Origin of the sequence: Pseudomonas sp. Je.1.5.c (genome assembly GCF_051129895.1) — a bacterium.
GTDB classification, from domain to species: domain Bacteria; phylum Pseudomonadota; class Gammaproteobacteria; order Pseudomonadales; family Pseudomonadaceae; genus Aquipseudomonas; species Aquipseudomonas urmiensis.
The window spans coordinates 36,150-61,816 of record NZ_JBCPSP010000026.1 but is presented as its reverse complement, the minus strand read 5'-3'; the positions used below and the strand labels follow the sequence as shown (position 1 = coordinate 61,816).

Genomic DNA, 25,667 nt, shown 5'->3' with positions numbered 1-25,667 from the left:
AATCCCAGAGGAATGCTCATGAACGAAACCGCTCTACAGAACAAGGCACTGGCCGTATTGCTGGCACTGGTGACCGTCGCCTTCGTGTGGATCCTGTTGCCGTACTACGGGGCGATTTTCTGGGCAGTCATCCTTGGCATCCTGTTCGCGCCGTTGCAGCGTAACCTGCTGATCCGCTTCAACCGCCGACGTAACCTGGCTGCCGCCACCACCTTGATGATCTGTCTAGTGGTGGCGATTTTGCCGGTGATCATCACCAGTGCCTTGTTGGTGCAGGAAGGCGCCACGCTCTACCAGCGTATCGAGAGCGGCCAGTTGGATATCGCCGGCTACGTCGAACGCGGCAAGGACATGCTGCCGGCGTTTGCCCAGAACGGCCTGGATCGCATGGGCATGGGCAATCTCGATGGCTTGCGCGACAAGATCACCAAGTGGGCTACCCAGGGCAGCCAAGTCCTGGCCAGCCAGGCGTTCAGCTTTGGTCAGGGCACCTTCGAATTTTTGGTGAGCTTCGGCATCATGCTCTATCTTTTGTTCTTCTTCCTGCGTGAGGGCGCGGAGCTGGCGCGCAAGGTCCGTCTGGCCGTGCCGCTACCCGAGCACCAGAAGCGTCGTCTGCAACTGAAGTTCAACCGGGTGGTGCGCGCCACGGTCAAAGGCAATGTGCTGGTGGCGATTACCCAGGGCGCCTTGGGAGGGCTGATTTTCTGGGTGCTGGACATTCCCAGTGCGCTGGTCTGGGCGGTGCTGATGGCGTTCTTGTCGCTGCTGCCAGCGGTCGGGGCAGGGATCGTCTGGGCGCCGGTGGCGGCTTATTTCATCCTCACCGGGGCGATCTGGCAAGGCGTGGTGCTGACCGCCTTTGGCGTGCTGGTGATCGGCTTGGTCGACAATGTGTTGCGGCCGATCCTGGTGGGCAGGGATACGCGCATGCCGGACTACCTGATTCTGGTGTCGACCCTCGGCGGCCTGGCGGTGTTTGGGCTCAATGGGTTTGTCATTGGGCCGTTGATCGCGGCGTTGTTCATGTCCAGTTGGGCAATCTTTGCCGCGACCAAACCACAGGTGCAGTTGCCTTCGTAAGGGGGCCGCGCAGCGGCCCCAATTACACTTGGCCTGGATTGCTCATCAACGCAAGGTGTAGGACACCCCGGCATACACCCCGAAGCCTTCACCCGGTGTCATCCGTGGCATGTCCTTGCCAGCATCGTCATAGCCAGGCGTCACCGTCGCCGCGTAACGCTTGTTGGTCAGGTTGCGCAAATCCAGCCAGGTCTGCCAGTCCTGCTTGGGTGAGTCCCAGCCCAGGCGCGCACCGAGCAACGCATAGGCATCGGCGTGGCCGCTGTTGGCATAGTCGACCTGCACCTTGGACGCCATCTGCGTGTTGAGCCCGGCATAGAAGCCGCTTGGCCAGTCGAAGCGCAGCTCGGCCTGGTAGTAATGCATGGGGATGCCTGGCAGGCGGTTGTCGCCGAATTTGTCATCGTCGCGGTAGTGGAAGTCGCTGAAGGTATAGGCCTGGCGCAACGACAGCTTGCCGACGCCGGCACCCTCCCACAGCACGCTGTCCAACGCAGCTTCGACCCCCTGGTGCACGGTAGGGCTGGCGTTGAATTCGGCCGCGGGTATGCCGGGCACGATCTCCACTGCCAACAGCTCATGGCGCACTTGCGAGTAATACCAAGCCAATTCCCAGCGGCCAACAGCGGCCTCACCCCGAGCCCCCAGCTCAAGGGTCGTGGCGGTCTGGTTGTGCATCTCGATGGGCTGGATCTGCCCGCCACTTACGGCAGGCGAACTCCAGATCAGCGACCACGGATGCGGTGGCTCGACCGAACGGCTGAGGTTGCCGTAAACCTGCAGGTTGGGGTTCAGGTCATAGCGCAGGCCCACCCGCGGGGCATAGTCCCAATCATGCTGACTGACCTTGCCGCCAGCGGCGGGGTAGCTGACATCGCTCTCGCGGCGGGTGTAGATCATTGCCAGGCCCGTGGTTAGCCACAGGTCGGGGATCAGCTCCAGGTCGTTGCCCATGTGCAGGACCGTGTCCGAACCCTGGTAGCTGAAGTCGCGCGTGCGCGCGCCGATCACGTCGCCGTTGCGTTTGAACTGCGAGGCGCCACTGTTGGGCAGGTGCTTGGTGGTGCGCCAGCCGACGGTGGTCTTGCTCTCATGGCCAAACAGGGTGTCGCGGCGCAGGTAGTTCAAGGTGCCGCTGACATCGGTGTAGGCGACTTTCAAGCGCATCGGGCCTTCGCGCAGGTCCATCGGGAAGTCGTGATAGACCAGTCCGGCTTCCAGGCGCGAGTCATCGTCGAGGAACAACGTGGTCTTGTTGCCGACCCAGGTGCTGCCCGGTTGTGGGCGGCTGTCGTCGCGGGCCAGGTAGGCAGCGTTGGCTGCCCGTGGGTCGTGCTTGATCTGGTCTTTGCGCAAGCGCCCGGCCAGCTCGTTTTCAGTCTCCCGGTAGCGCAGGTAGAAGCGCGTTTCCAGGTTGGGGTTGAAGCGATAACCGAGGTTGGCGGCGATACCTTTGGCACTACCGCTGCTGTGCTGCTGGTAGCCGTCGTATTCGGCGTCGGTCAGTGCCACATAGTAGTCAAGGTTGCCCAGCACCTGGCCGGAGCTGATGTGGCGTCGGGCATAGCCACGGCTGCCCATTTCATAGCGCAGTTGCAAGGGCGCGGCATCGTAGCCGGTATGGGTCACGTAGTTGATCGCACCGCCCAAGGCCAGCGCGCCTTGATCGAAACCATTGGCGCCACGCAGGACTTCGGCGCGGCTCAGCCACAGCGGCTCGAACAGTTCATAGGGAGTGCCGCCGGGGCCGGTCAGCGGCAAGCCATCGAACATCGTGTAGACACCGGAGCCATGAGCGCCGGGGGCGCGGTTGATGCCTGAGCCGCGAATCGACAGCTTGATGCCGTCGTTACCGGCAGACTGGGCGAACACCCCGGGCTGATAGGCGAGCACGTCCTGGTTGCTGGCCACCCGACCTTGTCCAACCCGCTGCATGTCCACCAGGTTGCTGGCGCCGGGGATCTCGTGCAGGCGCTCGCGGGCGGCGTCGAGCTCGCTTTGCTGCTGATCTTGGATCAGTACCTGGTCGAGTTCGATGCGGCCATTGGCCTGGGCGTTGGTGCTGGCGACGAGCATTGCCAGCAGGGAAAGGGGCAGGGTGGGGCGCATGGCTTTAGAGGGGTTCCAGATCGGGTGCGGGAGTCTGACGCTGCAAATGGCAGACGAAGCACAGTGGTCGATCTGTAGTGAAATCACCGGCCTCATCGCGGGGCAAGCCCGCTCCCACGCCAGCCTGTAGTGCGCACTTCAGGCTGGCGTGGGAGCGGGCCTGCCCGGCGATGGGCCGCACAGCGGCCGCAAAAAAAAACACCCCGCCGAAGCGAGGTGTCTTGTACCGCCTTGAAGCAATCAGCCGATCAGTTGCAGACCCGCCTGCTGAACCATCTCCAGCAACGGCTGCGGATACACACCGAGGACGAAAGCGAGCAGGGCGATGGCCAGCAGCATCACGCCACCGGTGCGCTGCTCCCACTTCAGCGGGGCATCGTGGCGGCGCAGGTTCGGCTCGACCAGGTACAGGGTAACCATGACCCGCAGGTAGTAGTACACGCCGATGGCGCTACCGATGACCAGGGCACCGACCAACCACCACAGCTGCGACTCGACGCCGGTAGCGATGATGTAGAACTTGCCGATGAAGCCTGCAGTCAGCGGGATACCGGCCAGCGACAGCATCATCACGGTCAAAACCGCAGTCAGGTACGGACGACGCCAGAACAGGCCGCGGTACTCGTACAGGGCATCAGCATCACGGCCAGCGTACGGCGAGGACATCAGGGTGATAACGCCGAAGGCGCCAAGGCTGGTGATCACGTAGGTGACCAGGTATACGCCCATGGCTTCCAGGGCCAGGCCCTTGCTGGCGATCAGGGCGATCAGCAGGTAGCCGAAGTGGGCGATCGACGAGTAACCGAGCAGACGCTTGAGGTTGCTCTGGGTCAGCGCCAACAGGTTACCGATCAGGATCGAGGCGACGGCGATCACTGCCAGTACGGTGCTCAGCACGCCACTGCTAGCGGCAGGGGAGAGCATGAACAGGCGTACCACCACGGCGAACACCGCGACCTTGCTGGCGGTGGCCAGGAAGGCGGCGACCGGCGCCGGGGCGCCTTCGTAGACGTCCGGGGTCCACAGGTGGAACGGCACCAGCGACAGCTTGAAGGCCAGGCCAACCAGCATCATGCCCAGGCCCAGTTGCGCCAGCAGGCTTGGCATGCCAGTGCTGGCCAGGGCCTTGCCGATGCCGTCGAAGCTCAGGCTGCCTGCATCGGCATACAGCAGTGCCATGCCGAACAGCAGGAAGGCGGAACCGGCGGCCGACAAGACCATGTACTTGATACCGGCTTCCAGCGAGCGCTTGTTGAAGAACGCGTACGCCACCAGCCCGTAGACCGGCACCGACAGCAGCTCAAGGCCAATGAACAGACCCGCCAGGTGGTTGGCGCTGACCAGCACCAGACCGCCCAGGGCCGACATCAGCAGCAGCAGGTAGAGCTCTTCGCGGTTGCCCGGATAGCCCTTGGAGCCTTCGCCCAGGTAGGCATGGGCGAGGGTCACGCAGGCCAGGGTGGCGACCAGCATGATCGCCATGTACAGGCAGGCGAACTGGTCGATGGTGATCAGCGGGGTGACCGCCAGCGGCGCGACCTTCAGCGCCGGCAGGATCGACAGCAGGGCCAGGTTCAGGCCGATGGTGGACAGCAGGAAGGTCTGCGAGTGATTGCGCTTCCAGGCGATCGCCAGCATCACCACGACCGTGGTGATGGTGGTGATCAGCATCGGCGCCAGTGCGATGAAGTGTTGAGTGGTGAATTCCATAGCGCTCTTACCGGGCCGAAGCGAGTTGAGTGAAAGCGGAGCCGAGCCACTGCTGCACACCGCTCATGGTGGCGGCAGAGGTGTCGAGGAACGGCTGCGGGTAGACACCGAGCAGAATCAGCAGCCCCGCCAGACCCAGCACCATGATCAGCTCGCGGCTGTCCATGCCCGCCAGGACAGTGTCGGACTTGGCCGGACCGAAGTAGGCGCGGTGGATCATGATCAGCGAGTAGACCGAACCGAAGACCAGGCCGGTGGTGGCGATCACGGTGATCCAAGGCACGTGGACGAAGCTGCCGATCAGGATCAGGAACTCGCCAACGAAGTTACCCGTGCCTGGCAGGCCCAGCGACGCCGCAGCGAAGAACAGGCTGATGGCCGGCAGGTAGGCGATGCGGTGCCACAGGCCACCCATCTGGCGCATGTCGCGGGTGTGCAGGCGCTCGTACAGCTGGCCGGACAGGATGAACAGCGCGGCAGCCGACAGGCCGTGGGCGAGCATCTGGATCACCGCGCCTTGCAGCGCTTGCTGGCTGCCGGAGTAGATACCGATCAGCACGAAGCCCATGTGCGAGACGCTGGAGAAGGCGATCAGGCGCTTGATGTCGGTCTGCGCGAAGGCCAGGAACGCTCCGTAGAAGATACCGATCAGGCCCAGGGTCATGGCGATCGGGGCGAACTCGGCCGAGGCATTGGGGAACAGCGGCAGGGCGAAGCGCAGCAGGCCGTAGGCCGCCGTCTTCAGCAAGATACCCGCCAGGTCCACCGAACCTGCCGTTGGCGCTTGGGCGTGGGCATCAGGCAGCCAGGAGTGGAACGGCACTACCGGCAGCTTGACCGCGAAGGCGATGAAGAAGCCCAGCATCAGCAGGTACTCGGTACCGGCTGGCAGTTCGGCCTTGAGCAGGTCGCTGTAGTTGAAGGTGATCACGCCGGTGGTGTTGTAGTTGACCAGCACCAGGCCGAGGATCGCCACCAACATGATCAGGCCGCTGGCCTGGGTGAAGATGAAGAACTTGGTCGCCGCGTAGATCCGGGTCTTCTTGCCATCTGCCGAGCTGTGACCCCAGAGCGCGATGAGGAAGTACATCGGCACCAGCATCATTTCCCAGAAGAAGAAGAACAGGAACAGGTCCAGGGCCAGGAACACCCCGACCACGCCGCCGAGGATCCACATCAGGTTGAGGTGGAAGAAGCCGACGTGGCGCTGGATCTCTTTCCACGAGCACAGCACCGAGAGCACGCCGAGCAGGCCGGTGAGCAGGATCATCAGCAGCGACAGGCCATCGAGCGCCAGGTGGATGCTGATGCCGAAGCGCTTGATCCACTCGACCTTGTATTCCAAGGTCCAGGCAGGTTCAGCGCCCGGGGCAGGGGCCAGGGTGTAGTCGCCGGTGCCCCACAGCCAGAGGCCGATACCGAGCAACAGGGACATGGTCAGCAGCGCAATCCAGCGCGGCAGGGTCGAGCCGAAGCGCTCACCCAGCCAGCACAGGAAGCCGCCGATGAAGGGGATCAGGATCAGCCAAGGCAAAATCATGACGGGTTCGTTTCCTTTGGCAAAGTCGCAAGGTTCGCAAGATTCATAGTCATACCGCAGCCGCCAGCACGGCGCCGAGCACGAGTACTGCACCTACGGCGATCGAAGCGGTGTACCAGCGCAGCTGGCCAGTCTCGGTCTTGCTCATGGCGACGTGGCCGCCACGCGCCATCCGAGGAATCAGGCCGATGCTGCGGTCCACCGGATCCTTGCGCAGGATGTGGCAGATCAGCAGGTAAGGTTTGACGAACAGCTTGTCGTAGATCCAGTCGAAGCCCCAGGCGGCGAACCACCAGGCCGACAGCGCGCGGCCGATGCCGCTGTTGGCGATCGCGGTGACCAGGCGACGCTTGCCCAGGAACAGCACCGCAGCCAGCAGGATACCGGCGATGGCGATGGCACCCGAGGCGATTTCCAGGCTGTGCTTGGCTTCGCCGCCAGCGTGACCAGCGCTCTCTGGCAGAACACCCGCCAGCGGCGGATGGATCCAGGCGCCGACGAAGGTCGACAGCACGATCAGGGTACCCAGTGGCAGCCAGTGGCTGATGCCGTGGCCGGCGTGGGCTTCGGTCTTGGCTTCGCCGTGGAAGGCGATGAAGATCAGGCGGAAGGTGTACAGCGAGGTCATGAACGCACCGACCAGGCCGGCGTACAGCAGACCGGTGTTACCGCTGGCGAAGGCTTCCCAGAGGATCTCGTCCTTGGAGTAGAAGCCCACGGTGACGATTGGTAGGGCCGCCAGGGCCGCACCACCGACCACGAAGCTGGCGTAGGCCAGCGGCAGTTTCTTCCACAGGCCGCCCATCTTGAAGATGTTCTGCTCGTGGTGGCAGGCCACGATCACCGCACCGGAAGCAAGGAACAGCAGCGCTTTGAAGAACGCGTGGGTCATCAGGTGGAAGATCGCCGCGTCCCAGGCACCTACGCCCAGGGCGAGGAACATGTAGCCGATCTGGCTCATGGTCGAGTAGGCGAGGATACGCTTGATGTCGGTCTGGACCAGCGCGGCGAAGCCGGCCAGGACCAGGGTCACGCCACCGACGATGCCGACCAGGTGCAGGATATCCGGCGCCAGGGCGAACAGGCCGTGGGTACGGGCGATCAGGTAGACGCCTGCGGTCACCATGGTCGCGGCGTGGATCAGGGCCGAAACCGGGGTAGGACCGGCCATCGCGTCTGCCAGCCAGGTCTGCAGCGGCAGCTGCGCCGATTTACCCACCGCACCACCGAGCAGCATCAGGGTGGCCAGAACCATCCAGGTGTCGCCAGCCTGGAACTTCTGCGGTGCCAGCACCAGCAGTTCCTGCACGTTCAGGGTACCCAGCTGGGCGAACAGGATGAACAGGCCGATGGCCATGAACACGTCGCCGATGCGGGTGACGATGAACGCCTTGAGCGCCGCGTTACCGTTGTTGCGGTTGCTGTAGTAGAAACCGATCAACAGGTACGAGCACAGGCCCACGCCTTCCCAGCCGAAGTAGATGAACAGCAGGTTATCGCCCAGCACCAGGAACAGCATGCTGGCGATGAACAGGTTGGTGTACGAGAAGAAGCGCGAGTAGCCGGCTTCGCCACGCATGTACCAGGAAGCGAACAGGTGGATCAAAAAGCCTACGCCGGTGACCACGCCGAGCATGGTCACCGACAGGCCGTCCACGTACAGGGTGAAGTTCGGCGCAAAGCCGTCCACCGACATCCACTGCCACAGCAGCTGGCTGTACGCGCCGCCTTCAGGTGGGGCGACGTTGAACTGCCAGATCACGTAGGCGGCCGTCGCGGCCGAGAGGCCCACCGAGCCGACGCCGATCAGCGCGGACAGGTTCTCCGAGAACCGGCCACGGGAGAACGACAGCAGCAAGAAGCCGATCAGGGGAAAGACGAAAGTCAGGAAGATAAGGTTCATCCGCGCATCTCACTGGCAGCATCGATGTCGAGAGTGTGGAAGCGGCGATACAGCTGCAGCAGGATTGCCAGGCCAATACTGGCCTCGGCGGCTGCCAGGCTGATCACCAGAATGAACATCACCTGGCCGTCGGGTTGCACCCAACGGGCACCGGCGACGATGAACGCCAGGGCAGAGGCGTTCATCATGACTTCCAGGCTCATGAGGACGAAGAGAATGTTGCGGCGGACCATCAGGCCAACCAGACCTAAGCAGAACAGGATGCCGGCGACCGCCAGACCATGCTCGAGAGGGATAGCACCCATGATTTACTCCTTCGCCTCGTTGCGGCCCAGGTGGAAGGCGGTGACGGCTGCGGCGAGCAGCAGCATCGAGGCCAGTTCGACCACCAGCAGGTAAGGGCCGAACAGGCTGATGCCGACGGCCTTGGCGTCCACGGTGGTGCCGCTGATGCCGGCGCCGCTTGGCGCGACGAACAGCACGTAGAGCAGCTCGAGCAGCAGCAGGGTGCCGAGCAACACCGGCCCTGCCCAGATGCCTGGCTTGAGCCAGCCACGTTCCTGGGCGACCGAAGCCGGCCCAAGGTTGAGCATCATCACCACGAACACGAACAGCACCATGATGGCGCCGGCGTAGGCGATCACTTCCAGGGCACCGGCGAACGGCGCACCCAGGCTGAAGAAGATCATGGCCACGGAGATCAGCGAAATGATCAGGTAAAGCAGGGCATGCACAGGGTTGGTACCGGTCACCACCCGAAGGGTGGAGACCACGGCGATCCCGGATGCGAAGTAGAAAGCGAATTCCATCTTTCTGTCCTTATGGGAGCAAGCTCTTCACGTTGATCGGCTCAGCTTCGTTCTGTGCAGAGCCTTTCGGCTTGCCAGCGATGGCCATACCCGCAACACGGTAGAAGTTGTAGTCAGGGTTCTTGCCGGGGCCGGAGATCAGCAGATCTTCTTTCTCGTACACCAGGTCCTGACGCTTGAACTCGGCCATTTCGAAATCCGGCGTGAGCTGGATCGCGGTGGTCGGGCAGGCTTCCTCACACAGGCCGCAGAAGATGCAACGCGAGAAGTTGATGCGGAAGAACTCCGGGTACCAACGACCGTCCTCGGTCTCGGCCTTCTGCAACGAGATGCAGCCAACCGGGCAGGCCACCGCGCAGAGGTTGCACGCTACGCAGCGCTCCTCGCCATCGGGGTCGCGGGTGAGGACGATGCGCCCGCGGTAGCGCGGCGGCAGGTACACAGCTTCTTCGGGGTACTGCAGGGTGTCGCGTTTGCGGAACCCGTGGGAGAACACCATGGCCAGGCTGCGCAGCTGGGTGCCGGTGCCCTTAACGATGTCGCCGATATACTTGAACATGGGTCAAATCCTCACTGGGCCGCGACGGCTGGCGTGTTGTAAAGCACGAGCGCAGCGGTCACCAGCAAATTGATCAGGGTCAGCGGCAGGCAGAACTTCCAGCTGAAGTCCATCACCTGGTCATAGCGTGGGCGCGGGATCGAGGCGCGCAGCAGGATGAACAGCATGATGAAGAACGCGGTCTTCAGGGCGAACCACAGGAACGGTACTTGCGGCAGGATGCCGAACGGACCGTGCCAGCCACCGAAGAACAGGGTTACCAGCAGCGCCGAGATGAGGATGATGCCGATGTACTCACCGACGAAGAACATGCCCCATTTCATGCCGGCATATTCGATGTGGTAGCCGTCGGCCAGTTCCTGTTCTGCTTCCGGCTGGTCGAACGGGTGACGGTGAGTCACGGCGACGCCTGCGATGAAGAAGGTGCAGAAGCCAAAGAACTGCGGAATGATGAACCACAGGTTCTGCGCCTGGTAGTCGACGATGTCGCGCATGTTGAACGAGCCAACCTGCACCACCACGCCCATCAGTGCCAGGCCCAGGAACACCTCGTACGAGACGGTCTGTGCCGAGGCTCGCAGGCTGCCGAGCAGGGCGTACTTATTGTTCGACGACCAGCCGGCGAACAGCACGGCGTAGACCGACAGACCGGCCATGGCGAAGAAGAACAGCAGGCCGATGTTCAGGTCGGCAACGCCCCAGGTCGGGGTGATCGGGATGATCGAGAAGGCAATCAGCAGGGCGCTCATCGCCACCACCGGTGCCAGGGTGAAGATCATCCGATCGACGAAGGGCGGGTTCCAGTCTTCCTTGAAGAACATCTTCAGCATGTCTGCTGCGATCTGGAACATGCCGAACGGGCCAACCCGGTTCGGACCGTAACGGTCCTGCCACCAGCCCAGCAGGCGCCGCTCGACGAAGCTGAGCAGCGCGCCGCAGACCACCACGGCCAGCAAGACCACCACGGCCTTGACCACGGCGATGATCGCATCGATCACTTCGGGGGTGAACCAGCTCATTGTGCTGCCTCCTGCAGGCCTTCTACGGATGCACCGAAGATGGCTGGCGGAATGCCGGCCAGGCCTTTCGGCAACGCGACCAGGCCTGCGCCCAGCTGTTCATTGATCCGCAGCGGCAGGCGCAGTGCCACACCGGCCACGGTCAGGCTCAGCATTGCACCGTCGTTGACGCCCAGGCGATCGGCTTCGGACTTGGCCAGGGCCACGTAGGCGGCCGGGATGCGCTCTTGCACGGGGGCGGCGCGCGAGGAGCTCTCTTCGCTGCCGAACAGGTGGAAGAACGGTACTGCAGTCCAGCTGCCACGGGCCGGGTTGAAGGCGCCCGGAATGGCGTTGAACCAGTTCAGGCGATCACCCTGCGACTCGATCAGGCGGATGCCTGGGTCACCGGCACGCAGGTGGCCACCGACTTCGTCCTGGAACTTGTTCCAGGCCTGCGGCGAGTTCCAGCCCGGCGACCAGGCGAATGGCACCTGCTGACGAGGCTCGACCGAGCCCGAGTAGCCTTCCATGGAGAAGGCGAACGCGGAGTCTTTGTCTTGCGGGGTGCGCGGTTCGTGCACGCTGATGTTGGCGCGCATGGCAGTACGGCCGGAGTAGCGCAGCGGCTCACGGGCAAGCTTCATGCCCTTGATGCGGAACGCAGCACTTGGCGCGGCGTTGACGATCCCGGCCAGTTGCGGCGCGGCGTCGGCGCAGGCGCTGGTGACGTGGTCCAGCTGGGTCCAGTCGACCGGCTTGTTGAGCAGGGTGGCACGCAGGGCGTGCATCCAGCGCCAGCCTTCGTGGATCTGGATGCTGCTGTCCAGGTAGGTCGGATCGAATACCTGGAAGAAGCGCTGGGCACGGCCTTCCTGGCTGACCAGGGTGCCGTCGCCTTCGGCGAACGATGCCGCTGGCAGGACCAGGTGGGCGCGGTCGCTGGTGGCGGTCTTGGAGTGATCGGCGACGATCACTACCTTGGCCGCAGCCAGGGCCGCGTCGACCTTGGCGGCGGGGACGCGGGCGTACAGGTCGTTTTCCACCACCACGATGGCGTCGGCTTTGCCGCTGATCACTGCATCCAGCGCGGCATCCACCGAATCACCGCCGAGCATGGCCAGGCCGAGGCTGTTGGCCTCAGGCACGACCAGGCTCAGCGAGCCGTTCTTCTCGCGCAGCTTGAGCGCCTTGGCGATGTTGGCGGCGGCTTCAATCAGGGCCGGGTCGGCCAGCGAGGTACCGGCAACCACCAGCGGACGCTGGGCGGCGACCAGGGCGTCGGCGATGCGCTGGGCCAGGGCCTTGGCGTCATCGTCCAGGCCTGCTACGGCCGGAGCGCTTGGGTCGATGGCGTGGGCCACGGCAAAGCCCAGGCGCGCCAGGTCGGCGGGGGCTGCGTGCACGCACTCTTCGGCGACGTCGTCGAGCTTGGTTTCAGCAAGGCTGGCGATGAACAGCGGGTACAGCGCGTGCTGGCCGATGTTCTTCACCGCAGCGTCGAGCCAAGGCTGTACGCGCATGGCGTCGGCCATGGCTTCGGCCTTGCCTTTGGTGGCCTGGCGCACGGCCAGGGCGACGCGAGCGGCGGTCTGGGTCAGGTCTTCACCGAGCACGAACACGGCGTCGTGATCTTCGATCTCGCGCAGGGTCGGCACGGGCAGGGGGCTGGCGTTGAGTACATTCAGTGCCAGGCGGACACGGGCCAGTTCGCCTGCTTCCATACCCGAATAGAAGTACTCGGCACCGACCAGCTCGCGCAGGCCGTAGTTGCTTTCCAGGCTGGCGCGTGGCGAGCCGATACCGACGATGGTGCGGCCGCGCAGCAGGTCGGCGGCCTTGTCCAGGGCAGCGTCCAGGCCCAGCTTGGTGCCATCGGCCAGGTGTGGCTGGCGCGGACGGTCCTTGCGGTTGACATAGCCGTAGCCGAAGCGGCCACGGTCGCACAGGAAGTACTGGTTGACCGAGCCGTTGAAGCGGTTCTCGATCCGGCGCAGTTCGCCGTAGCGCTCGCCCGGGCTGATGTTGCAGCCGCTCGAGCAGCCATGGCAGATGCTTGGGGCAAACTGCATGTCCCACTTGCGGTTGTAGCGCTCGGAGTGGGTCTTGTCGGTGAACACACCGGTCGGGCAAACCTCGGTGAGGTTGCCGGAAAACTCGCTTTCGAGCACGCCGTCTTCAACGCGACCGAAGTACACGTTGTCGTGGGCGCCATAGACGCCCAGGTCGGTGCCGCCGGCGTAGTCCTTGTAGTAACGCACGCAGCGATAGCAGGCGATGCAGCGGTTCATTTCGTGGGAAATGAACGGGCCGAGGTCCTGGTTCTGGTGGGTACGCTTGGTGAAACGGTAACGGCGCTCGTTGTGGCCGGTCATCACCGTCATGTCTTGCAGGTGGCAGTGACCGCCTTCCTCGCAGACTGGGCAGTCGTGCGGGTGGTTGGTCATCAGCCATTCGACGACGCTGGCGCGAAACGCCTTGGACTCTTCATCTTCGATGGAGATCCAGGTGCCGTCGGAGGCAGGGGTCATGCACGACATGACGATACGACCACGGGTGTCGTTCTCGTCGGTGTACTGCTTGACCGCACACTGCCGGCAGGCACCGACGCTACCGAGCGCCGGGTGCCAGCAGAAATAAGGGATGTCGAGGCCGAGCGACAGACAGGCCTGTAACAGGTTGTCCGCACCGTTGACTTCGAGCGCTTTGCCGTCTACGTGGATAGTGGCCATGGTTCAAAGTTCTTCGTTGGCCCGCGTGAGCAGGCGTGGCTAATGGAAATCGGTGTGCCTGCGGCTCTGCCCGATACACTCGGACGAGCCTGCGAGGCTGGCGGATGGCACGGACCACCCGCACTTGATCTTGTTATGCGCCGACCACGATCGGCCCGGTCGGAATTGGCTTGGCCAGGTTCGGGCGCAGGGCTTCGCTGGCGCAATCGCTGGCGACGCCGGCCTCGAACTCGGACCGGAAGTACTTGATGGCACTGCCCAATGGCTCGACGGCACCGGGTGCGTGAGCACAGAAGGTGCGGCCAGGGCCGAGGAAGTTGACCAGGCCCAGCAGAGTCTCGATGTCTTCGGCGCGGCCTTGGCCTTGCTCCAGCGAGCGCAGCATCTTCACGCTCCAGGGCAGGCCGTCACGGCATGGGGTGCACCAGCCGCACGATTCGCGGGCGAAGAACTCTTCCATGTTGCGCAGCAGCGAGACCATGTTGATGCTGTCATCGACCGCCATGGCCAGGCCCGTACCCATCCGCGTACCAACCTTGGCGATACCGCCGGCGTACATCTGCGCATCCAGATGCTCTGGCAGCAGGAAACCGGTACCGGCGCCGCCAGGCTGCCAGCACTTGAGCTTGAAGCCATCGCGCATGCCACCGGCGTAGTCTTCGAACAGCTCGCGGGCGGTAACGCCGAACGGCAGCTCCCACAGGCCAGGGTTCTTTACCTTGCCGGAGAAGCCCATCAGCTTGGTGCCGTGGTCTTCGCTGCCTTCGCGGGCCAGCGACTTGTACCAGTCGACGCCGTTGCCGACGATGGCCGGAACGTTGCACAGGGTTTCGACGTTGTTCACGCAGGTCGGCTTGCCCCACACGCCCACGGCGGCAGGGAAGGGCGGCTTGGAGCGCGGGTTGGCGCGGCGGCCTTCGAGCGAGTTGATCAGTGCGGTTTCTTCACCGCAGATGTAGCGCCCGGCACCGGTGTGCACGAACAGCTCGAAATCAAAACCGCTGCCCAGGATGTTCTTGCCCAACAGGCCTGCGGCCTTGGCTTCATCGATGGCGCGGTTGAGGTTCTTGGCGGCGGTGGTGTACTCGCCACGCAGGAAGATGTAGCCGCGGTAGGCCTTCAGGGCGCGGGCGCTGATCAGCATGCCCTCGACCAGCAGATGGGGCTGTTGCTCCATCAGCATGCGGTCCTTCCAGGTGTTGGGCTCCATTTCGTCCGCGTTGCACAGCAGGTAGCGGATGTTCATGGATTCGTCTTTGGGCATCAGGCCCCACTTCACCCCAGTGGGGAAGCCAGCGCCACCACGGCCCTTGAGGCCGGCGTCCTTGACGGTCTGGACGATATCGTCCTGGGACATCTGCGCCAGTGCCTTGCGGGCGGCGGCGTAGCCGTCCTTGGCCTGGTACTCGTCGAGCCAGACTGGCTCACCGTCGTCACGCAGGCGCCAGGTCAGCGGGTGGGTTTCGGCTGCGCGCGCGATGCGGTTGGCCGGGCCGAAGGAAGTGATGGTCATACGTAACCCTCCAGCAGTTTGGTGACGCCAGCAGGTTGCACGTCGCCAAAGGTGTCATCGTCGATCATCAGCGCCGGGGCCTTGTCGCAGTTGCCCAGGCAGCACACCGGCAGCAGGGTGAAACGCCCGTCTGCGGTGGTCTGGCCCAGGCCGATGCCCAGCTCGCTCTGGATCTGGCTGACGACCGATTCATGGCCGCCGATGTAGCAGACCATGCTGTCGCACACGCGAATGATGTGGCGGCCAACCGGCTGACGGAAGATCTGGCTGTAGAACGTAGCCACACCTTCGACGTCGCTGGCCGGGATGCCGAGGATCTCGCCGATCGCGTAGATGGCGCCGTCAGGCACCCAGCCGCGCTGTTTCTGGACGATCTTCAGGGCTTCGATGGACGCCGCGCGCGGGTCCTCGTAGTGGTGCATCTCGTGCTCGATGGCCGAGCGCTCGGTTTCGCTCAGGGCGAAACGGTCGGTTTGGATAAGCGTGCTGTTCATGCTTAGCGGTCCACGTCAGCCATAACGAAGTCGATACTGCCCAGGTACGCGATCAAGTCCGCGACCATGCTGCCTTTGATCACCGAAGGGATCTGCTGCAGGTGCGGGTAGCTTGGGGTACGAATCCGGGTGCGGTAGCTCATGGTGCCGCCATCGCTCGTCAGGTAGTAACTGTTGATGCCCTTGGTCGCTTCGATCATCTGGAACGACTCGTTGGCCGGCATGACCGGGCCCCACGAGACTTGCAGGAAGTGCGTGATCAAGGTCTCGATGTGCTGCAGGGTGCGCTCTTTCGGTGGCGGCGTGGTCAGCGGGTGGTCCGCCTTGTACGGGCCTTCCGGCATGTTGCGCAGGCACTGGTCGATGATGCGGATACTCTGGCGCATCTCCTCGACCCGGACCATGCAGCGATCGTAGGCATCGCCGTTGTGGGCCAGCGGTACTTCGAACTCGAAGTTCTCGTAGCCGGAGTAGGGGCGGGCTTTACGCAGGTCGAAGTCGCAACCGGTGGAACGCAGGCCGGCACCGGTGGTGCCCCATGCCAGCGCTTCCTGGGTGTTGTAGGCGGCAACGCCGATGGTCCGGCCTTTGAGGATGCTGTTCTGCAGGGCCGCCTTGGTGTACTCGTCGAGGCGCTTGGGCAGCCATTCGACGAAGTCCTTGACCAGCTTGTCCCAGCCGCGCGGCAGGTCGTGGGCGACGCCACCGATGCGGTACCAGGCCGGGTGCAGGCGGAAGCCGGTGATCGCTTCGATCACGGTGTAGGCGCGCTGGCGGTCGGTGAAGGTGAAGAACACCGGGGTCATGGCGCCGACGTCCTGGATATAGGTACCCAGGAACAATAGGTGGCTGGTGATGCGGAAGAATTCGGCGAGCATGATACGAATCACGTCGACTTTCTGCGGCACCTGGATACCGGCGAGCTTCTCGACCGCGAGCACGTACGGCAGGTTGTTCATCACCCCGCCGAGGTAGTCGATACGGTCGGTGTAGGGGATGAAGCTGTGCCAGGACTGACGCTCGGCCATCTTCTCGGCACCACGGTGGTGGTAGCCGATGTCCGGGACGCAGTCGACGATCTCTTCGCCGTCCAGCTGCAGGACGATACGGAACGCACCGTGCGCGGACGGGTGGTTGGGGCCAAGGTTGAGGAACATGTAGTCCTCGTTGGCGCCCTGGCGCTTCATGCCCCAGGCTTCCGGGTTGAAGCGAGCCGATTCCTCTTCAAGCTGCTGCTTGGCCAGGGTCAGGCTGTAGGGATCGAACTCAGTGGCGCGGGCAGGGTAGTCCTTGCGCAGCGGGTGACCTTCCCAGGTCGGCGGCATCATGATCCGGCTCAGGTGCGGGTGGCCGGCAAAGTCGATGCCGAACATGTCCCAGACTTCACGCTCGTACCAGTTGGCGTTTGGCCAGATGCCGGTCACGGTCGGCAGGTTCAGGTCGCCTTCGCTGAGTGCGACCTTGATCATCACGTCGCTGTTACGCTCGACCGACAGCAGGTGGTAGAACACGCTGAAATCGGCGGCGGGCAGGCCGCGGCGCTGGGTGCGCAGGCGCTCGTCGACGCCGTGCAGGTCGTACAGCATGCTGTAGGGCTTGGCGACGCCGCGCAGGAAGCTGAGCACCTCTTTGAGCTGGGCGCGCTTGACCCACAGCACAGGCATGCCGGTGCGGGTCTGTTGGGCGACGAATGCTTCGGCGCCAAAACGGTTGTTCAGTTCGACGACCACATCTTGGTCGTCAGCCTTGTAAGGCGGAATGAAAATAGCGTTGTCCGCTGTCATGGTCTCGGTCGCTTTGGGTCAACGTAGAGAATGAAGCCAGGCCGCCGGCTCCAGGGGGAGCGGGCGGCAGGTCGCTGGATCAGACTTCGTCGGGGCTGCGCAGGTTGGTTACCGCGATACGCTGTTCGCGACGCAGGTCTTTCTGGGCAGGCATCTCGGCACGGTAAATGCCTTGATCACCAACCACCCAGGAAAGCGGGCGTCGCTCCTGTCCGATCGATTCCTGCAGCAGCATCAAGCCTTGCAGGAACGCCTCAGGGCGTGGCGGGCAGCCAGGTACGTAGACATCCACGGGGAGGAACTTGTCGACCCCCTGAACGACCGAGTAAATGTCGTACATGCCGCCGGAGTTGGCGCACGAACCCATGGAAATGACCCATTTAGGTTCGAGCATCTGCTCATACAGGCGCTGGATGATCGGCGCCATCTTGATGAAGCAGGTCCCGGCGATGACCATGAAGTCGGCCTGACGCGGCGAGGCCCGGATGACTTCGGCGCCGAAGCGGGCGATGTCGTGGGGTGCCGTGAAGGCCGTGGTCATTTCCACGTAGCAGCAGGACAGGCCGAAGTTATACGGCCAGAGGGAGTTCTTGCGACCCCAGTTGACCGCGCCACGCAGGACATCTTCGAGTTTCCCCATGTAGATGTTCTTGTGGACCTGGTCCTCTAGCAGTTGGTCGGTGACGGTTTCCCGCTCACCGACCGGATACTGCTCGTTGGGCGCATCCGGATCGATTCTGGTGAGATTGTATTGCATGCCAAAGCCTCATTGTTTCAGCTTCGCTTGCCGCTTGCGACGACCTTCGGGAGCCCAATCAAGTGCCCCGACGCGCCATAGGTAGACAAGACCTGCCAACAGAATTGCTATGAAAACGAGTGCTTCGACGAATCCGGTCCAGCCGCTTTCGCGGACGGACACAGACCATGCAAAGAGAAAGAGGGCTTCGATATCGAAGATCACGAACAGCATCGCGACCAGATAGAATTTGGCGGACAGGCGCAGGCGGGCGCTGCCGACAGGCAGCATGCCGGATTCGAAGGGTTCGTTCTTGGCGCGGCCCCAGGCCTTGCTACCGAGCAGGCTGGACAGACCGAGCATGAAGGCACACAGGCCGACGACACCCAGGAGGAAGATGGCAAAGCCCCAGTTGTGGGCGATGAGTCCTGCCGAATCGGACATGCTAGAGATCCTTATACAGAGACCCAGCTCTGCAGTCTGAAATAAGTAAAGCGGCGACGTGGTGTCGCAGGTGCAGTGACCAAATGTCGCAGCTGAATCAATCGCGCTGATTTTATGGGTAAACCCAGTGCAAGTAAAATTTCTGTCGCAAATTTATTCGTAGGATTAAGAACAAAAATCTTTTGTAACTGGCTGAAAGCCTTGATATTCGGGCATTACGCTTGCTTTTGTTAATTATGTTTCTTGCCTCGCGTAACGACTTGTAAGTTGCGTAATGATAATTAATATCATTTGATTTGAGCCGGTTAACTTTACCGGGTCTGGGCCTTGCAAAGTTCATTGGGCACACCTCGCTACTTGCAAATGCGAAAAACTCTCGTTCTAGCAGTTTTGCGCACCGCGTGCCCCGCTCTGGATCAATACTTTATCGATTGAGCCGCGTGCGGCCGACGAAGCGATCGCCCATTGGCCGAGCCAGTAGGCGAGGATGATCAGGTACTGCGCCGCAGCGAACGGGCTGACGAAGCGGTCGACCCCGATCAGGCTGTCGGAGAACACGAACAGGCAGGCACCAAGTGCTGCAAGGCCACCGCAGGCCAGGGCGCGCCAGAGCATTGCGCTGATCACCAGGGCGTACAGCGCCACCGGTAGCAACAGGGGCCCAAGGCCGTGGCTTGCGAGCAGGTAGAACAAGCCGCTGCCAGCGACCGTGGCAAGCAACAGGGCGGGCAGGGTGCTCTGGCGGTTTTGGCTGTAGTAGCCGCGCAGGTAGGCCAGGTGGGCAAAGAGGAAGGCGCCCAGGCCGAATACGAACAGATCCGCGGGGATTGCCAGGAGTATGTCGCCGAGTACCGAAAGACCAAGGCCGATCATGATCCAGCGGCGGTAGGTCGTGGCTGGGGTGGTTCGCAGCCAGAGGATCAGGGCCAGCACCGGAATCGGTTTGGCCAGCAGGGCAAGCACAGCGTTGCCGCTGGCCAGTGCATATAAATAGAGGGCAGCGGCGACCAGGGCCAATAGCAACAGGCTGAATGGGCGGGACATGGGCAGTCCTTGCTGTAGTTATGGGGCAAGCATAGACCCTAACCTCTGTTGCTGCCCGTACAGACGTAGACGACAAAAGGCCCGGGCACCTCGACGGTGGCCCGGGCCTTCTTTATTTCAGTAGCAACCCACTCTTTATCAGTGGAACTGCTCTTCCTCAGTCGAACCGGTCAGCGCGGTCACCGACGAAGCGCCACCCTGGATCACGGTGGTCATGTCGTCGAAGTAGCCAGTACCCACTTCCTGCTGGTGCGCCACGAAGGTGTAGCCTTTGCTGGCGTCGGCGAACTCCTGCTCCTGCAGCTTCACGTAGGCGGTCATGTCGTTGCGGGCGTAGTCGTGCGCCAGGTTGAACATGCCGTGCCACATGTTGTGGATGCCAGCCAGGGTGATGAACTGGTGCTTGTAGCCCATGGCCGACAGTTCGCGCTGGAACTTGGCGATGGTGGCATCGTCCAGGTTCTTCTTCCAGTTGAACGAAGGCGAGCAGTTGTACGACAGCAGTTGGTCTGGGTATTCCTTCTTGATCGCCTCGGCGAAACGACGCGCTTCGTCCAGGTCCGGCTTGGCGGTCTCACACCAGATCAGGTCGGCGTACGGCGCGTAGGCCAGGCCGCGAGCAATGGCCTGGTCGAGGCCGGCACGCACCTTGTAGAAGCCTTCACGGGTGCGCTCACCGAGCACGAACGGCTGGTCGTACGGGTCGCAGTCGCTGGTCAGCAAGTCGGCAGCGTTGGCGTCGGTACGGGCCAGGATGATGGTCGGTACGCCGGCAACGTCGGCAGCCAGACGTGCAGCGACCAGCTTCTGTACGGCTTCCTGGGTCGGTACCAGCACCTTGCCGCCCATGTGGCCGCATTTTTTCACCGAAGCCAGCTGGTCTTCGAAGTGCACGCCAGCGGCGCCCGCTTCGATCATGTTCTTCATCAGCTCGTAGGCGTTCAGAACGCCGCCGAAACCGGCTTCAGCGTCGGCCACGATTGGCGCGAAGTAGTCGATGTAGCCTTCGTCACCTGGGTTCTTGCCAGCTTTCCACTGGATCTGGTCGGCGCGGCGGAACGAGTTGTTGATGCGCTTGACCACGGTCGGAACCGAGTCGACCGGGTACAGCGACTGGTCGGGGTACATCGACTCGGCCGAGTTGTTGTCGGCGGCAACCTGCCAGCCGGACAGGTAGATAGCCTGGATACCGGCCTTGACCTGCTGAACTGCCTGGCCGCCGGTGAGGGCACCCATGCAGTTGACGAAATCTTTTTCAGGGCGGAAAGAGGGGTGGGCACCTTGGGTGACCAGCTTCCACAGTTTTTCTGCACCCACCTGGGCCAGGGTGTGCTCCGGTTGCAGCGAGCCACGCAGGCGAACGACATCAGCGGCCGTGTAGGTACGGGTCACGCCTTTCCAGCGCGGGTTCTCGGCCCAGTCTTTCTCGAGGGCTGCAATTTGCTGTTCGCGTGTCAGTGCCATGGAAATAAACCTCGTCGCATCGATCTTGGGGTAATTGTGCTGATGCTCAAAAGTCGCGGATCAGAGGCCTGACGGCTGTCCTGTTCGGCGGTGTTGCGACGGCGAACGCGAAGGCTCGAAGGGGAAGGAGGTGCAGCGTGGGTCAGCGATGGCTGCAGGTCGGCTCGTGGATGCCTTGCTGCGGTGCGACATGGCTTGCCTGGTGACTGCGGTGATGCGCTTCCGTCCCTCGGGACAACTTCTCGTTGCAGTCGCAATCCGGTCGAACCGCCTTGTGGGCCGTATAGACACGAGACGCCTCCAGGGGTGGGAGGAGCGCGCCTCGAAGACCCTTGCCAGGGCCTCTGATTAGCGGGAGCGAGGCCATCATGCCCTTGGCAAAAAGTACCTGTCAAATGTTTTGTAGTGCTTTTTTCTGGTTACTACATCTTTGGTCTAATGCGACTCGGCAGTCAGTTTCAAGGCCTTTGGTCGAGGCCTTGAATTGCCTGGGATCAGTCCAGAAGGTCGACTTTGACACGCAATGTCATGTTTTCACCGCGCTGGGTGCTGTAACTGAGGCTTGACGGGTTGCGCTCGGCTTGGCTCTGCTGATTGAACCCGGCCAGGGTGATCCATTCGCCGAGCTTGCCGGTGACGGTTGTGTCGGTGCTTTGCACTTTCACTACATCGGGACGTTCGCTGCTCATTCGATCATTATTGCTGCTGATTGCCAGGCGAACCGTCTCACCGCTCAGGCTCGGCGTGACATAGAAACCCTGGGTCACGTTGCGGTATTCGGTGTTGGTCTGGATGCGCCCGTAACCGTCGGTGCTGCTGCTGGTGATGGGGATGCTTTGACCGACCTGGATCAACGCCGGCTGGCCCTCGCTGGCCTGCACTTGCTGCATGCCGCCGTCGCGATTGGCGGTGCCGTAGCGGATGACCCGGGCGTTGCCGCGGTTGTCCTGGAAGTTGCTGTCGTTGTTGTCGACGCTGATCAGCAGGCGCTTGGGGGCGGTATCGAGTTGTTGCAGCAGGGTGCGCAGGTCGTCGATGCGCTCCGGCTCGGCGTTGACGATCAACTTGTTCTCGAAGGCGCTGACGCTGCCGTCCTTGCCCAGGAAGGCCTGGGCGGTGGGCAGCAGTTCGGCGCTGCTGCGGTGCTGAAGCGGCACGACCTCGGTGGCGGCCTGGGCGGTGAGGCTCGCAGCCAACAGTAGGGAGGCGATGAGGGGGCGTAGCGGCATGTCCATGATCTCCGCGGGTGGAATGGACATGATGGCAAATTTGTACGGGTCTTGCCGGGTGTGGATCACACCAAGTGGGTTTTAGGCTGGCACTGCCAGCTATGAACCTTTGCCTTGCCCAGGCAGTCGCAGCCAATGTGGCAACAGGGTCCTCATTATGAAGCGCTATTCAATTTTGCTGTTGTGCCTGCTAACCCACGCCGCCTTCGCGGCGCAGGACCCGTTGCGCATCAAGTCGCTGCAGCGCTGCGCCGATCTGCTCAGCGAAGACCGGCAACAATGGTGTCTCCATGCCCAGGGCCTGGGCGCACAACCTCCTACCGTCTGGCTGGCCGGTCAGCGCCTCCCTCAAGCCGATGTACAGCGCCAGGGCGATAACCTGACATTTACCCTCACCGGCGCACACCAGCCCAGCGCACCGCTATGGCTAGAATCCGCCGGTGAGAAGAGCAACCCCGTCTGGCTTAGCCGCCAGCGCAGCCATGTAGTGGCCGCCACTGCTGATGAAGTGGCAAAGAACATGGATGGCCTGACCACCTACCTGGACTTGGTCAGCCTGCTGATCGAGGAAAAACACCCGGGCTTGCAGGAAGCCCAACGCATCGCCGACAAGTACGGCGCCAAGGTGGTCGGCGCCATCGCGCCACTCAACGTCTATCAGTTGCGCCTACCTGTGCATGACTTGATCCAGCGTGACGCGATGATCCTGCGCATGGGCAGCGAGGCCAGTGTCGATGCGCTGATCATCGAAGAGTCAGCCCCGGAGCGTGGCGAAGAAGGCACAGGGCCGTCCCGGCAGGCGATCAACCAGGCAGACGAGTGGGCCGCCAACCGCTTCATGGACGCGCTGTATTTCTACCAGCGGCGGATCCAGGCCTCGGCAATACCGGTCAAGCCGGTACGCATTGGCGTGATCGAGCGTGAGGTCGACTTCGATGCTCCAGCCTTTACTGGCTATCGTGGGCCTTGCCCACAGGGGCAAACCTGCGTTTACGCCCGCGACGGCGACAAGGTTGAAAGCCACGGCAGCCATGTTGCTGGAATTCTGGCCGGGCAGGGCGCCGAAGGCGGCTTTCTGACTGGCCTTGGCAAGGCCAGCCCAGGCTTCGAGGTCATCGTCGAGCGCAACTCCGACGCTGGGATCACCGCCAACATCGCCGCTTCGGTCAACTTGGTCGAAGATGGCGTACGGGTGCTGAACTGGAGCTGGGGTATCCATCGGGTCGGGGCGAAGAACGTGCAGGGCGATGAGGTCGATTCGCTGGTGCGCTCCGGGCTTGCCATGAGCGGCTATGAAGAGTTGCTCGAGGAGTTCTTCCTGTGGCTGCGCAAGGCCCATCCCGAGGTGATCGTGGTCAACTCGGCCGGCAATGGCGCGTCTTGGTCGGGCACTGACGAGTACCGCCTGCCGTCGTCGTTCGTCACCGACCAGTTGCTGGTGGTCGGTGGTCATCAGCGCAGTGACAAGGGCGTGCCAGTGACCGATCCGCAGCATGTGCGCAAGCGGCAAAGCTCCAACATCGATATGCGCGTGGATGTCAGCGCCGCCGCCTGTATCCGCTCGGCGCAGGCCCGTGAGGCGCATTGCGGTACCTCCTATGCCACGCCGCTGGTGACGGCCACGGTGGCGGCGATGCTGTCGATCAACCCCAGCTTGACCCCCGAGCAAGTGCGCATGCTGCTGCGGCGCAGCGCGCTGACCCTGGGCCTGGAGCAAGACTTCGAGGCCATGGACGCCGAGGACCTGACTGCGCCGATTCTGCCGTCGGAGCGCAATGGCCAGCTCAATCACCCAGACTTGGGCCGATCGGCGCGGCTGGACATGCAGCGCGCCCTGGATTTGGCGGTGCAGAGCCTGCAGCGGGTGCGCTGAGTCGCGCAATGGTGGCCGCTGTAGGACAAATTCCGTAACATCGCTGACCCTATCGCGGGGCAAGCCCGCTCCCACGCTGTCGCTTGAGATCGTGGGAGCGGGCTAGCCCCGCGATAGGGTCAGCCACAGACACCTTCGCAGGAACTTCATGAAACCCGCCCGATTTCGCGCCGACATCCTCGCCGGCCTGACCACCTCTTTCGCCCTGGTCCCGGAATGCATCGCCTTCGCCCTGGTCGCCCATCTCAACCCGCTGATGGGCCTGTACGGCGCCTTCATCATTTGTACCTTGACGGCATTGTTCGGCGGTCGTCCTGGGATGATTTCCGGCGCTGCCGGCTCCATGGCGGTGGTGATCGTCGCCCTGGTGGTGCAGCACGGCGCTCAGTACCTGCTGGCCACGGTACTGCTGGGTGGGGTGCTGATGATCCTGTTCGGCGCGCTACGCCTGGGCAAGTTGGTGCGCCTGGTGCCGTATCCGGTGATGCTGGGCTTCGTCAACGGCCTGGCAATTGTCATCGCCTTGGCCCAACTTGAGCACTTCAAGAGCGGCGAGCAGTGGCTCAGCGGCTCGCCGCTGTACCTGATGATCGGTCTGGTGGCGCTGACCATGCTGGTGGTCTACGTCTTGCCGCGGCTGACCCGCGCCGTGCCGCCGGCGTTGGTGGCGATCCTTGGGGTGGGGCTGCTGGTGTACCTGCTCGATCTACCGACCCGGACCCTGGGCGATATGGCCCATATCGCGGGCGGCCTGCCCCAGCTGGCCTGGCCGGACGTGCCATGGACCCTGGAAACCCTGAAGATCATCGCTCCTTACGCGCTGCTGATGGCCATGGTCGGTCTGCTGGAGACCCTGCTGACCCTCAACCTGACCGATGAGATCACCGAAAGCCGCGGCTTTCCCGACCGTGAGTGCGTGGCGCTGGGTGCGGCCAACATGGTTTCGGGGATGTGCGGTGGCATGGGCGGCTGCGCGATGATCGGCCAGACCGTGATCAACCTCAGCTCCAACGGCCGTGGTCGGTTGAGCGGGGTAGTCGCCGGGGGCATGATCCTGCTGTTCGTGCTGTTCCTGTCGCCGCTGATCGAGCGCATCCCGCTGGCGGCGCTGGTCGGGGTGATGTTCGTGGTGGCCCAGCAGACCTTCGCCTGGGCCTCTTTGCGCGTGCTGCACAAGGTGCCGGTTAGCGATGTACTGGCGATCATCGCGGTCACCGTGGTCACGGTGTTCACCGATCTGGCTACAGCGGTGCTGTTCGGGATCGTCATCGCGGCGGTCAACTTTGCCTGGCAGCATGCCCGTGAGCTGTATGCCGACAGCCATGACGATGGTGAGGGCGGCAAGCGTTACCAGGTGCATGGCACGTTGTTCTTTGCCTCGACCACGCCGTTTCTCAATCAGTTCGACCCGGCGGGCGATCCGCCCAGCGTGACGCTCGATTGCAAGCACCTGAGCTTTGTCGACTACTCGGCGGTGGCGGCGTTGCAGACCTTGCGCGAGCGCTATGCCAAGGCGGGCAAGCACCTGCGGGTGGTGCATCTGTCGGAGCGCTGCAAGAAGCTGTTGAAGCGCGCGGGCGAGCAGCACTGATGCATCGCGGGGCAAGCCCGCTCCCACGCAGCCACAGGTAGTGCGTGAGGGC

The 25,667-nt window shown here is 63.0% G+C and carries 20 protein-coding genes; 3 read left to right on the top strand and 17 right to left on the bottom strand.

Going from position 1 to position 25,667, the window contains the following annotated elements; genetic code table 11:
* Positions 1 to 18: 18 nt before the first annotated feature.
* A complete protein-coding gene (locus tag AAZU54_RS18345) occupies positions 19 to 1,083 on the top strand; it encodes an AI-2E family transporter (RefSeq protein ID WP_186557161.1) in 1,065 nt (354 codons plus the stop codon).
* Positions 1,084 to 1,128: 45 nt separating this feature from the next.
* Here the strand turns inward: AAZU54_RS18345 and AAZU54_RS18340 are convergent, their stop codons facing one another.
* From AAZU54_RS18340 to AAZU54_RS18260, 17 genes are all read right to left on the bottom strand, one after another.
* Positions 1,129 to 3,192, bottom strand: a complete 2,064-nt coding sequence (locus AAZU54_RS18340; RefSeq protein ID WP_434727482.1) for a TonB-dependent receptor family protein — start codon at positions 3,190 to 3,192, stop codon at positions 1,129 to 1,131.
* A gap of 240 nt (positions 3,193 to 3,432) precedes the next feature.
* A complete protein-coding gene (nuoN, locus tag AAZU54_RS18335; protein ID WP_186557159.1) occupies positions 3,433 to 4,902 on the bottom strand; it encodes an NADH-quinone oxidoreductase subunit NuoN in 1,470 nt (489 codons plus the stop codon).
* A gap of 7 nt (positions 4,903 to 4,909) precedes the next feature.
* Complete coding sequence (nuoM, locus tag AAZU54_RS18330; protein WP_186557158.1) at positions 4,910 to 6,442, bottom strand: NADH-quinone oxidoreductase subunit M; 1,533 nt, start codon at positions 6,440 to 6,442, stop codon at positions 4,910 to 4,912.
* A gap of 49 nt (positions 6,443 to 6,491) precedes the next feature.
* Complete coding sequence (nuoL, locus tag AAZU54_RS18325; protein ID WP_264235850.1) at positions 6,492 to 8,345, bottom strand: NADH-quinone oxidoreductase subunit L; 1,854 nt, start codon at positions 8,343 to 8,345, stop codon at positions 6,492 to 6,494.
* The gene (gene nuoK, locus AAZU54_RS18320) at positions 8,342 to 8,650 is read right to left on the bottom strand and encodes an NADH-quinone oxidoreductase subunit NuoK (protein ID WP_008096201.1); all 309 of its coding nucleotides are present in this window, start codon (positions 8,648 to 8,650) and stop codon (positions 8,342 to 8,344) included. The genes nuoL and nuoK overlap by 4 nt, the downstream gene beginning before the upstream one ends.
* A gap of 3 nt (positions 8,651 to 8,653) precedes the next feature.
* Complete coding sequence (gene nuoJ, locus AAZU54_RS18315) at positions 8,654 to 9,154, bottom strand: NADH-quinone oxidoreductase subunit J (RefSeq protein ID WP_186557156.1); 501 nt, start codon at positions 9,152 to 9,154, stop codon at positions 8,654 to 8,656.
* Positions 9,155 to 9,164: 10 nt separating this feature from the next.
* Positions 9,165 to 9,713 carry an NADH-quinone oxidoreductase subunit NuoI gene (gene nuoI / locus AAZU54_RS18310; RefSeq protein WP_027592814.1) on the bottom strand — a complete coding sequence of 183 codons (549 nt, stop codon included), beginning with the start codon at positions 9,711 to 9,713 and terminating at the stop codon, positions 9,165 to 9,167.
* 11 nt (positions 9,714 to 9,724) lie between these two features.
* A complete protein-coding gene (nuoH, locus tag AAZU54_RS18305) occupies positions 9,725 to 10,732 on the bottom strand; it encodes an NADH-quinone oxidoreductase subunit NuoH (protein ID WP_186557155.1) in 1,008 nt (335 codons plus the stop codon).
* Positions 10,729 to 13,443 carry an NADH-quinone oxidoreductase subunit NuoG gene (gene nuoG, locus AAZU54_RS18300; protein WP_186557154.1) on the bottom strand — a complete coding sequence of 905 codons (2,715 nt, stop codon included), beginning with the start codon at positions 13,441 to 13,443 and terminating at the stop codon, positions 10,729 to 10,731. The genes nuoH and nuoG overlap by 4 nt, the downstream gene beginning before the upstream one ends.
* A gap of 133 nt (positions 13,444 to 13,576) precedes the next feature.
* Positions 13,577 to 14,956: an NADH-quinone oxidoreductase subunit NuoF gene (nuoF, locus tag AAZU54_RS18295; RefSeq protein ID WP_434727481.1), complete on the bottom strand. Its 1,380-nt coding sequence runs from the start codon at positions 14,954 to 14,956 to the stop codon at positions 13,577 to 13,579.
* Positions 14,953 to 15,450, bottom strand: coding sequence for an NADH-quinone oxidoreductase subunit NuoE (gene nuoE, locus AAZU54_RS18290; protein ID WP_186557152.1), 498 nt, complete (start codon positions 15,448 to 15,450; stop codon positions 14,953 to 14,955). Before nuoE ends, nuoF begins: the two co-directional genes overlap by 4 nt.
* Positions 15,451 to 15,452: 2 nt before the next feature.
* A complete protein-coding gene (gene nuoC / locus AAZU54_RS18285) occupies positions 15,453 to 17,234 on the bottom strand; it encodes an NADH-quinone oxidoreductase subunit C/D (protein ID WP_186557151.1) in 1,782 nt (593 codons plus the stop codon).
* Between the two features lie 79 nt (positions 17,235 to 17,313).
* Positions 17,314 to 17,991, bottom strand: coding sequence for a NuoB/complex I 20 kDa subunit family protein (locus tag AAZU54_RS18280; RefSeq protein WP_012313769.1), 678 nt, complete (start codon positions 17,989 to 17,991; stop codon positions 17,314 to 17,316).
* A 9-nt stretch (positions 17,992 to 18,000) separates the two neighbouring features.
* The gene (locus tag AAZU54_RS18275) at positions 18,001 to 18,414 is read right to left on the bottom strand and encodes an NADH-quinone oxidoreductase subunit A (protein WP_003251427.1); all 414 of its coding nucleotides are present in this window, start codon (positions 18,412 to 18,414) and stop codon (positions 18,001 to 18,003) included.
* Between the two features lie 381 nt (positions 18,415 to 18,795).
* Positions 18,796 to 19,458 (bottom strand): lysoplasmalogenase, encoded by a 663-nt coding sequence (locus tag AAZU54_RS18270; RefSeq protein ID WP_434727480.1) that lies wholly within the window; start codon positions 19,456 to 19,458, stop codon positions 18,796 to 18,798.
* A gap of 138 nt (positions 19,459 to 19,596) precedes the next feature.
* Positions 19,597 to 20,922, bottom strand: a complete 1,326-nt coding sequence (gene aceA, locus AAZU54_RS18265) for an isocitrate lyase (RefSeq protein WP_186557149.1) — start codon at positions 20,920 to 20,922, stop codon at positions 19,597 to 19,599.
* A 494-nt stretch (positions 20,923 to 21,416) separates the two neighbouring features.
* A complete protein-coding gene (locus tag AAZU54_RS18260; RefSeq protein WP_186557148.1) occupies positions 21,417 to 22,181 on the bottom strand; it encodes a secretin N-terminal domain-containing protein in 765 nt (254 codons plus the stop codon).
* A gap of 127 nt (positions 22,182 to 22,308) precedes the next feature.
* On the opposite strand from AAZU54_RS18260, the gene AAZU54_RS18255 reads away from it, so the two are divergent.
* Together AAZU54_RS18255 and AAZU54_RS18250 are read left to right on the top strand one after the other, a co-directional pair.
* Complete coding sequence (locus tag AAZU54_RS18255) at positions 22,309 to 24,024, top strand: S8 family peptidase (protein ID WP_434727479.1); 1,716 nt, start codon at positions 22,309 to 22,311, stop codon at positions 24,022 to 24,024.
* Between the two features lie 148 nt (positions 24,025 to 24,172).
* A complete protein-coding gene (locus tag AAZU54_RS18250; protein WP_186557146.1) occupies positions 24,173 to 25,615 on the top strand; it encodes a SulP family inorganic anion transporter in 1,443 nt (480 codons plus the stop codon).
* Positions 25,616 to 25,667: the final 52 nt, after the last annotated feature.